This is a genomic window from Streptomyces sp. NPDC022910 (assembly GCF_055561075.1).
Map to the genome: position 1 here is coordinate 22777 of NZ_JBVHHL010000076.1, position 8296 is coordinate 31072.

Below are 8296 nucleotides of genomic sequence, written 5' to 3' on the forward strand. Positions count from 1 at the left end.
GAACCCATGAGTTCCTCGCGTTCCAACGTCCGGTGGCTGACACTCGGACTGATCGTCGCCCTCATCGTCATCAACTACATCGACCGCAGCGCCATCAGCTACGCGGTCGACCCGCTCACCAAGGCGTTCGGCATCAGCAAGTCCCAGTACGGGCTGATCAGCAGCGCCTTCTCGATCGGTTACATGGTCTTCGCCTTTCTCGCCGGCCCGCTCGTCGACCGCTACGGCGCTCGGCGCATCCTGCTGGTGGGTGTGGCCATCTGGTCGGTGGTCACCGCGGTGACCCCCGTCTCGGGCTCGTTCATCGGCCTGTTCGTGGCACGGGTGATCCTCGGCGCGGGTGAGGGCCCGGGCTTCCCGGCGGCGACCCGCACGGTCAGCCGCTGGCTGCCACAGAAGGAACGCGGCCTCGCGCTCGCGATGGTCGGCGGAGTCGCCGTGGCCGGTTCCCTGCTGATCGGCGGGCCACTGGTGACACAGCTGATCGACAGCCTGGGCTGGCGCGGGATGTTCTGGGTCCTCGCCGCCCTCGGCGCACTCTGGTTCGCCGTCGCCTGGGCCCTGTTGAAGAACACCCCCGACGAGCACCGCAAGGTCTCGGCCTCCGAGCGCGCACACATCGCCGCGGGCCAACTGGAAGAGGAACGCTCCTCGAGGGGCAGCGTCCAATGGCGGCCGGTCCTGACCAACCGCAACTTGTGGGTCATCGCGGTGGGCTACTTCGCCTGGGGGTTCATGTTCTGGGGCTTCATGTACTGGCTGCCCGAGTACCTGGCCTCGCAGTACAACCTCAGCATCACCGCAGTCGGCCTGTTCACCGTAGCTCCCTGGGCCGCCGGTGTCGTCGGCGCGCTCCTCGGCGGCGTGATTACCGACCAGGTGTTCGCCCGCACCGGCAACCCCCGCACCCGCCTCACCATCATGGGCGTGGCACTCCTACTCTCCGGCGCCGCGCTCATCCCCATCATCGTCGCACCCTCGCTCACAGTGTCGGTCACCTTCATCTCGATAGGTGTCGGCCTCGGCTTCGTCACCGGCGGCATCTGGTGGGTCGCGGCCATCGATGCGGTGCCCTCGCAGCCCGGCGTCGCGGCAGGCTTTGCCGACGCGTCCTTCGCGCTCTCCGGCATCGTCGCGCCGTCGGTCATGGGCTTCATCGTCAACTCCACCGGCAGCTTCTCCAGCGGCTTCGTCGTGATGACCGCCCTTGCCGTGGTCGGCGCCGGCTCGATGCTCGTCCTGCCGAGGCACCGGCAGCGCCGGGAGGTCTCCACGGCCGACGGCACGGCCGGGCTGGCCGTGGGGCCGCAATAGCCCCGGTCGACTCCTCGGGCTCGGGCGGAGGAGGTTGCCATGGTGCGCCAGCGCAGCCGATGCCTGCGCTGAGTCGTCGAGCCGTGCGGGCCAACACCCTGTCGGTCCACTGCGATGGCTCAACGACCGTTCGGCTCCTCCTCGATGTCCAACGCCGGCAAATGGGCGAGGCTCGAGATGCCCGGGTCGTGGTCGCGGAAAGCCCGTTCGCACCGGTGGGCGAGGTTGGCGTCGTACGTCTGCCTACCTGCCAGGGCGTCCTGGACGAGACCAGGTAGGTGTTCTTCGATAACACCCTGGTTCTGTGCGGTCGGCGGGATGAGACAGGCTTCCGTGACGCGTCCGTCGTCATCGAGGCGTATCCGTGGTCGAGGAGGCCGCGCGGCGCCCTCGGTGGCGCCGTGCCCCACGCCCCCCCGTGCGGGCACCTCGACGTACGGGTGTGGTGGCGTCTCATACGCATCGCTGATCCGCAGGGCCTCCTTCACGGCGTACAGGACTTCCACTGGCCGGACGAGGATGCTGCGGTAGGGGGTTCGTGCCAGCCCCGCCGGCGGGTCCTTGTCCAGTTGCGGGACGCGGAGGCTTCCCGGGAGCGGTTCGTGATCGCGCGGGAAGCGGTGGTCGAGGTCCTCGCCGGTCCGGGAGATGACAGCGAAGCCGCTGGGTCTGTGCCTGTGAAGACTGAGCCGACGCCGACGCCGACGCCGACGCCGACGCCGACGCCGACGCCGACGCCGACGCCGACGCCGGAGGCGGGGCGGTGCCCGGATCGGTGGTCCCGGTGTGGCGTGAGGGCTGGAGGTGTCGGTGCTGGCGACGGAGTATCAGCGGATTGTCGAGGCCGTGGCTGGCGGCAGGCGGCGCTGACGTGCCGGGAGATCGTCGCGGCGCTGGGCCTGGAGCGGGTGCCGGCGAAGGTTGAGGGAGTGCGGTCGAGGGCGAACCGGGTGGTCGTGGACAGGGGCTGGCTGGTGAAGCCGTCCTCGACCGGCTCATCGCCCGCTTCGGACAGGCCCCGGTCGTCATCGAAGGGGCCGCCGCGACCGGCGCGGACCGGGCGCCCACAACTGGTGCAAACGCCACAATCTCGGCGAGGATCGGCCGTGCTGTCATCCGGTGGGCCGGACAGCCGAGAAGCGGCCCGCCCCGACCGGTGGCGGATGGCCGGCCCGGAACGCAACATGCGCATGCTGCTGAACGAGCGTCCCCTCCACCACACCACACAGAACCGCGTCTGGCTGGAGATCGTGCAGATCGCTCTCGACCTGCCGGCCTGGATGCCCATGTTCGCCCTGAGGGGCAAGGCGGCCCGCCTCTGGGAACCCCGCCGCCTGCGACTACGCCTGTTCACCACGGCCGGCCGACGCCGCATCCTCCGCCTCGCCGACCAGGTGCCCTGGACCCGCGAGATCACCAGCGCCCTGGAATAACTCGCACTCCTGCCGAACCCCGGCTGAACAGCAGGTTCACCTGCCCCTACGACAAGATGACCCAGCCCGGAGCAGTGGAACCCGGCACCCAACCCGACGCGACAGCCGGGCCCTCAACCCGCACACACCAAGAACCCCACCCGAGCAAACCGAAAGGTCCGCCGAAAAGCTGACGGGCCCTCACGAAAGATCGAGGCCAGAGCTAACCTTCCGCACTCTCAGGTCAAAGCCGTCCCCAGCAGCTCGACGCGATGCGAAGTCGTTCGGGCGCTCACACCGAGTATGCCGAAGATGAGATCACGGCCCATCGTCGCGCCCATCAGCGTATTGACGGGGCCGAACGAGGCCGCCATCGGTGTGACCGCGGCTCCGGCCGTGGCCTTTGCCTCTTGGCGTGACGCGATGAAGGCCGGGACATCGGCGGGCCGGATCAGCGGGCCACTCGACCCTACTCGGAGGCCGCAGTGAGCTGCCCCCAGTTTCGTAGAGTCCGCCATCGTGTGATCAAGCGGTCTGCGGGGCTTGCTGCGGCTGTGCCCAGTACGCCTGTTCGTACCCGTCGGGCGGCACGTAGCCGAGGGCGGAGTGGAGTCGTTCACCGTTGTACCACGCGATCCACTGGAAGAGGGCCAGCTCGACCTCGTGGAAGTCCCGCCACCGTCCCTGATGCTAGTTCGGCTTTGAACGTGCCGTTCAGGGCCTCCGCCTTCGCATTGTCGGGGCGAATCCCACCTGGTCCTGGATGACACCTGGAGGCACTCCTGCGCAAGCTGAGCGCCTTCCCTGGAGCGACCGCCTCGAACAGGCGAAAGCTGCAGGGAAGTTCACCGCCCGTCCATGAAGCCTGGTGGACCGCGGCCCGCGCCGTCCACGGGGAGGCGGCGGGCACCCTGGCCCTGATCGAGGTGCTGCTGGCCCGTCATATTCGACGAGGACGTCATCGCCCACTGCACCGAGTTCCTCCACCGCCTCCGGGCCATGCGGCTGCCGACGGAGTACGGTCTGCCGACCGCAGCGATGGGACGGGTGGACCTCGGCATGTCCGCACCGCCCTGGCAGGCCGGGGCGCCAGGGCAAGGAACGGACTCTCAAACGTCTGAGCTGGTTGCGTTCGATCGGGGTCTCGGGGCGCTTGACGATGCGCGATGACAATCGGCACGTCACCCTGGCCGGGCGCCCTTCAACTGGAGGGAGACCCTTGGTGACCGAAGGGCTCGACGCCTCAATTCCAGCCCGTGAATAGCTACTACCTGCGGCCGGCTCAGTTGGAGCGGGAGTCGGCGTTGAAGTAGTGGCCCTTGTCCAGGTCCTCCAGGAGGTTGGGGCCGACCGGGCGCCAGCCGAGCAGTTCGCGGGTCAACGCACTGGAGGCCGGCTGGTCGACGGAGAGGACCATGCCCAGGAAGCCGAAGTCCTCCGCCGGATGGGAGGCCGTCGGCAGGTCGAGGTGGCGGCCGATGACCTCGACGATGTCGCGGATCGGCACCCCCTCGTCGCCGACCGCGTGCAGCATCGATCCCGCCGGGGCCTGCTCCAGGGCGAGCCGGAACAGCCGGCCCGCGTCCGCCAGATGCACTGCGGGCCAGCGGTTGGAGCCGTCGCCGACATAGCCTGCCGCCCCCTTTTTCCGGGCGTGGGCGATCAGCCAGGAGACGAAGCCCTGGTCCCCTTCGCCGTGCACGGTCCGGGGCAGTCCCACAACGGACGAGCGGACGCCGCGCGACGCCAAGTCGAGAGTCGCCTGGGCGTTCGCGGCCCGGCCCGCCATGGGGGAGCCGGGTGGGAACTCGGGACGGTCGTGCTCGGTCGCCACCTCGCCGGGGATCGCGGGCGTACCGGCTGCGATGACCAGCGGCTTGCCGGAGCCCTCCAGTGCAGTGCCGAAGGCCTCGATGGCGCGCGCGTCGGTCTGCACTGAGGCGTCGAACCGTGAGAAGTCGTGGCCGAATGCCAGGTGGACGACCCCGTCACACTCTGCTGCTCCGGCGCGCAGGGTGTCCAGGTCGTCGAGGCCGCCGCGTAGCACCTCCGCCCCCCTGGCGGCGATGGCCTCGGCCGAGGAGTCAGACCTGGCGAGCCCGAGGACCTGGTGCCCGGCGCCTATGAGTTCGGGGACGACGGCCGAGCCGACCCAGCCGGATGCGCCCGTGACGAATACTCGCATGGAAACCTCCCTGATGTCAGAAACTGTCATTACTATAGCAAGGTGACGGCAGGGGCTGTCATCACGTAGGATCGCGCCATGGGTAGGTGGGAGCCGAACGCGCGAGGGCGGCTGGCGGAGGCGGCCCTGAAGCTCTATGCGGAGCAGGGTTTCGAGCGGACCACGGTCACCGAGATCGCCGAGGCGGCGGGGCTGACCGAGCGGACTTTCTTCCGGCACTTCGCCGACAAGCGCGAAGTGCTGTTCTACGGAACCGAGATGGCGCTGGACATGCTCACCCGCACCATCATGGAGGCACCGGCCTCGGCGTCGCCGATGGACGCGGTGGGGGCAGCGCTGGACTCCTTCGGGGCCTTCTTCCAGGAGGACCCGGAGCGCGTCCGGCGGCGGAACGCGGTCGTCTCCGCCAGTACCGACCTGCGCGAACGCGAGCTGGTCAAGCTGGATGCCTTCGCCTCGGCGATGGCCGGCGCTCTGCGCGAGCGCGGCACCCCGGAGCCGACCGCCAGCCTGGCCGCCGAAGCAGGCATCGCCGCTTTCAAGGTCGCCTACGCCCGCTGGGTCGCCGCCGAGCCCGGCAAGACGGGCAGGACAGGCGAGTGGGAGCTGCCGCAGCTCGTCCGCACGTCACTGGCGGAACTGCAGGAGATCCTCGCGGACCGGCCCGGCGTAGCAGCGGCGAAGTAGACCGGCCGCCTCGAGATGGATCCGCCCCTGGTTGAGCCCGCCGTACAGAGCCCCGTGACCACGACGGTGTTCAGGCGCGAGCGCGAGATCAACCAGCTCCGCAGGCCCGTCCGTGCACAGCAGCGCGTGGCACAACTCGAACAACGCGTTGCCGCGCGTGGTCAGACACACGTACAGGTCAGACCGGAAGTGTGACACTTCTGCGAACGCATCCCGCAGGACGCCCTGATGCACCAAACTCACGACCACGGCCTTCGCGCTGATCCACTCTGTGACGGAGCACAGGATCAGGGCGAGGCCGCCTTCACGTCCGCTGGACTACGAAGCGCCGATCAAGTTCGAAGTATGAAGCTCCGCCATCTTGAAGTGGCTGGTCAGCGGGGTGGCGTGACCTCGTTTCGGGGTGCTCGTGCTGGTCGTGGTCGGCAGTCTGTGGTGTAGATCGTCTGGCAGGGCGGTTTTGCCGATGAGTTCACCGTCCTCGAACCGTCTACCCAGCGACACGACCGTTCTCGACAGGAGTGCCATGTCCACCATCCAGCCAGTGATCTTGACTGCCGACCACGACGTCCTGCTCGGCTTCTATACGAAATTGTTCGGCGCCAAGGAGATCTTCCGGGTGCCGGAGGAAGGCCCGGTCTTCTACCTCGGCTTGCGCATCGGCGACACCGACCTCGGGCTGGTGGCCAAGGCGAACCCGGGGGACCGGGAGGCGTCGCGGATCTTGCTCAGCATCGGTGTCGACGACGTCGATGAGACGCTCGGCCGGGTAACGGCGCTGGGAGGCTCGGTCCGCGGCGGCCCCAACGACATGCCGTGGGGACAGCGCGTCGCCCACATCCAGGACCCCGACGGCAACCCGGTGAACCTCACCCAGCCGATCCCGGCTCAGTGACGCTGTTCCGGGTGCTTGTGCCGTGACGGGCGTGAGGTAGCCGGTGGTGTCAGGCCGCAGAACAGCGGGTGTCCCCGTCAGCAACGCCCCAAGGAGGCAATGACCCGTGTCGGAGAGTACAAAGCGCGACGATCTCGCCCACCGGCTTGCCGGAGCTCTCGAACCGCCGCGCCAATCGCTACGCTGGCCGACACTGCTCGGGCCCACTACGCCTGCGTTGAGAGGATCCATGTGATTGAGCCTGCACGCTCCTGGCCGTTCCTGCTCGCAGCGCTCCTGCGCGGGAAGGACCTCACCGCAGACGAGACCCGTTGGGCCATGCGACAGGTCATGGATGACCCCTCTCTGTCAAAGTAGATCGAGTCAGGCATACTGGATGATTCATTGAGTCGAGGGCGGAGAAGGAGTAGTGCCCGGGTGGCCAGCACGAATGACCACGGGACCCCTGATCCGCAGGTAGAAGCCCGTTCGGCTGCAACTGAGGCTGGCCCGCTCATAGGATCCTCGTTCGAGGCGCTGACATGGCGCTGTGCCGACAGTTGGCACTCGACGGACCGAGGATGCGTGGTGCAATGGGCAGCCGACTCTCAGCAATCTCCTTCGACGCGCACCAACCCGAGCGCCTGACGCATTTCTGGTCCGGCGTCCTGGGCTTGGAGAGAACCGACGATTCTTACGACGGCATCGCCCTGCCGTCCGGGAATGACGTCGGCTACCGCCTCGGCTTCCGTCCCTCCCAGGCGCAGAAGACCGCCCAGAACCGGCTGCACTTCGACCTGACCAGCTCCTCCCTGGAGGACCAGCAGGAGACCGTGGCCAGGGCGCTCGACCTCGGCGCGCAGCACGCCGACGTCGGCCAGGGGCCGGACGCGTCCCATGTGGTGCTCGCCGACCCTGAGGGCAACGAGTTCTGTGTCATCGAGCCGGGCAACCATTTCCTCGCCGGCTGTGGCTTCATCGGAGCGCTCGCCTGCGATGGTTCGCAGACCGTGGGCTACTTCTGGAGCGAGGCGCTGGGCTGGCCACTGGTCTGGGACCAGGACGAGGAGACCGCCATCCAGTCACCGAACGGCGGTACGAAGATCACGTGGGGAGGTCCGCCGTTGATGCCGGACCCTGGCAAGGACCTGCACTTCGACCTCGCGCCGGACGGCGATCAGCAAGCGGAGGTCGAGCGCCTGCTCTCCCTCGGGGCGAAGCGTCTCGACTCCGCCCACGGCGAGGACGGCGCAGTGCTGCTGGCCGACCCCGACGGGAACGAGTTCCGCGTGCTCACGCGCCGGTGAAGCCGGAGCCGACACCCAGCCGAATTGCGCAGCAGAGTCCATCAGAGCTTCAAAGACTCCGGCGTCACGCCACTGCCGGAAGCGGTTGTGGACCGTCGACCAGGCGCCGAACTCCGTTGGCATCTCCCGCCACTGCCCGCCCGTTTTGAACCGCCAGATCACGCCCTCGAACTGCTGCCGCAGCCGCTCGGGGTACGGGCCGTACTCGCCGATCGGCAGGTACGGTTCGATGAACTCCCACTCCGCATCCGTCAGTTGCACGCGAGTCACCCAAGAAGGTCTACCTGTCCAGGCCCCGCCGCGCAGGCAAAACTCGCGGATTGATCACGACCCAATACGCTCCCTAGGTCGTTCCCCTAGGCCAGAAGTGCTGCGTGACCGCATATCGAAGGACATCGAGACGCCGCACTCATCACAGGTCGTGAGGGGCCTCGCGTTTTTCGGACAGGGTCTGGCAGAGCAATTCATGCCGTGAGTTGCAATTCCTGGAACTCGGCGTGCACTTCGCCCGGGGGGC

At 68.1% G+C, this 8296-nt stretch carries 9 protein-coding genes and 2 pseudogenes; 5 read left to right on the plus strand and 6 right to left on the minus strand.

Features of this window, described 5'->3' with window-relative positions; translation table 11 throughout:
* The first annotated feature begins 6 nt into the window (after positions 1 to 6).
* Positions 7 to 1314 (plus strand): MFS transporter, encoded by a 1308-nt coding sequence (locus tag ACZ3TS_RS38130; protein ID WP_467626649.1) that lies wholly within the window; start codon positions 7 to 9, stop codon positions 1312 to 1314.
* A gap of 119 nt (positions 1315 to 1433) precedes the next feature.
* Here the strand turns inward: ACZ3TS_RS38130 and ACZ3TS_RS38135 are convergent, their stop codons facing one another.
* Positions 1434 to 1820, minus strand: a complete 387-nt coding sequence (locus ACZ3TS_RS38135; RefSeq protein ID WP_467626651.1) for a hypothetical protein — start codon at positions 1818 to 1820, stop codon at positions 1434 to 1436.
* A gap of 690 nt (positions 1821 to 2510) precedes the next feature.
* On the opposite strand from ACZ3TS_RS38135, the pseudogene ACZ3TS_RS38140 reads away from it, so the two are divergent.
* Positions 2511 to 2747: pseudogene (locus ACZ3TS_RS38140) on the plus strand (transposase); the annotation flags it as partial.
* Positions 2748 to 2965: 218 nt separating this feature from the next.
* Here ACZ3TS_RS38140 and ACZ3TS_RS38145 read toward each other — a convergent pair.
* From ACZ3TS_RS38145 to ACZ3TS_RS38155, 3 genes are all read right to left on the minus strand, one after another.
* Complete coding sequence (locus tag ACZ3TS_RS38145; RefSeq protein WP_467626653.1) at positions 2966 to 3100, minus strand: hypothetical protein; 135 nt, start codon at positions 3098 to 3100, stop codon at positions 2966 to 2968.
* A 151-nt stretch (positions 3101 to 3251) separates the two neighbouring features.
* On the minus strand, positions 3252 to 3380 hold the full coding sequence (locus ACZ3TS_RS38150) for an integrase core domain-containing protein (protein ID WP_467626669.1): 129 nt from the start codon (positions 3378 to 3380) through the stop codon (positions 3252 to 3254).
* Positions 3381 to 4008: 628 nt separating this feature from the next.
* The gene (locus ACZ3TS_RS38155; RefSeq protein ID WP_467626656.1) at positions 4009 to 4911 is read right to left on the minus strand and encodes an SDR family oxidoreductase; all 903 of its coding nucleotides are present in this window, start codon (positions 4909 to 4911) and stop codon (positions 4009 to 4011) included.
* 78 nt (positions 4912 to 4989) lie between these two features.
* Here ACZ3TS_RS38155 and ACZ3TS_RS38160 point away from each other — a divergent pair, with 78 nt between their 5' ends.
* Positions 4990 to 5598 (plus strand): TetR/AcrR family transcriptional regulator, encoded by a 609-nt coding sequence (locus tag ACZ3TS_RS38160; protein ID WP_467626658.1) that lies wholly within the window; start codon positions 4990 to 4992, stop codon positions 5596 to 5598.
* Here ACZ3TS_RS38160 and ACZ3TS_RS38165 read toward each other — a convergent pair.
* Positions 5539 to 5847 (minus strand): transposase, encoded by a 309-nt coding sequence (locus tag ACZ3TS_RS38165; RefSeq protein ID WP_467626661.1) that lies wholly within the window; start codon positions 5845 to 5847, stop codon positions 5539 to 5541. The genes ACZ3TS_RS38160 and ACZ3TS_RS38165 overlap by 60 nt on opposite strands.
* Before the next feature lie 277 nt (positions 5848 to 6124).
* On the opposite strand from ACZ3TS_RS38165, the gene ACZ3TS_RS38170 reads away from it, so the two are divergent.
* Together ACZ3TS_RS38170 and ACZ3TS_RS38175 are read left to right on the plus strand one after the other, a co-directional pair.
* Entirely contained in the window at positions 6125 to 6493 is a 369-nt protein-coding gene (locus ACZ3TS_RS38170; RefSeq protein WP_467626664.1) for a VOC family protein, read from the plus strand.
* A 572-nt stretch (positions 6494 to 7065) separates the two neighbouring features.
* On the plus strand, positions 7066 to 7779 hold the full coding sequence (locus ACZ3TS_RS38175; protein WP_467626666.1) for a VOC family protein: 714 nt from the start codon (positions 7066 to 7068) through the stop codon (positions 7777 to 7779).
* A gap of 41 nt (positions 7780 to 7820) precedes the next feature.
* Here the strand turns inward: ACZ3TS_RS38175 and ACZ3TS_RS38180 are convergent.
* Positions 7821 to 8049, minus strand: a pseudogene (locus ACZ3TS_RS38180) (transposase); the annotation flags it as partial.
* Between the last annotated feature and the right edge of the window lie 247 nt (positions 8050 to 8296).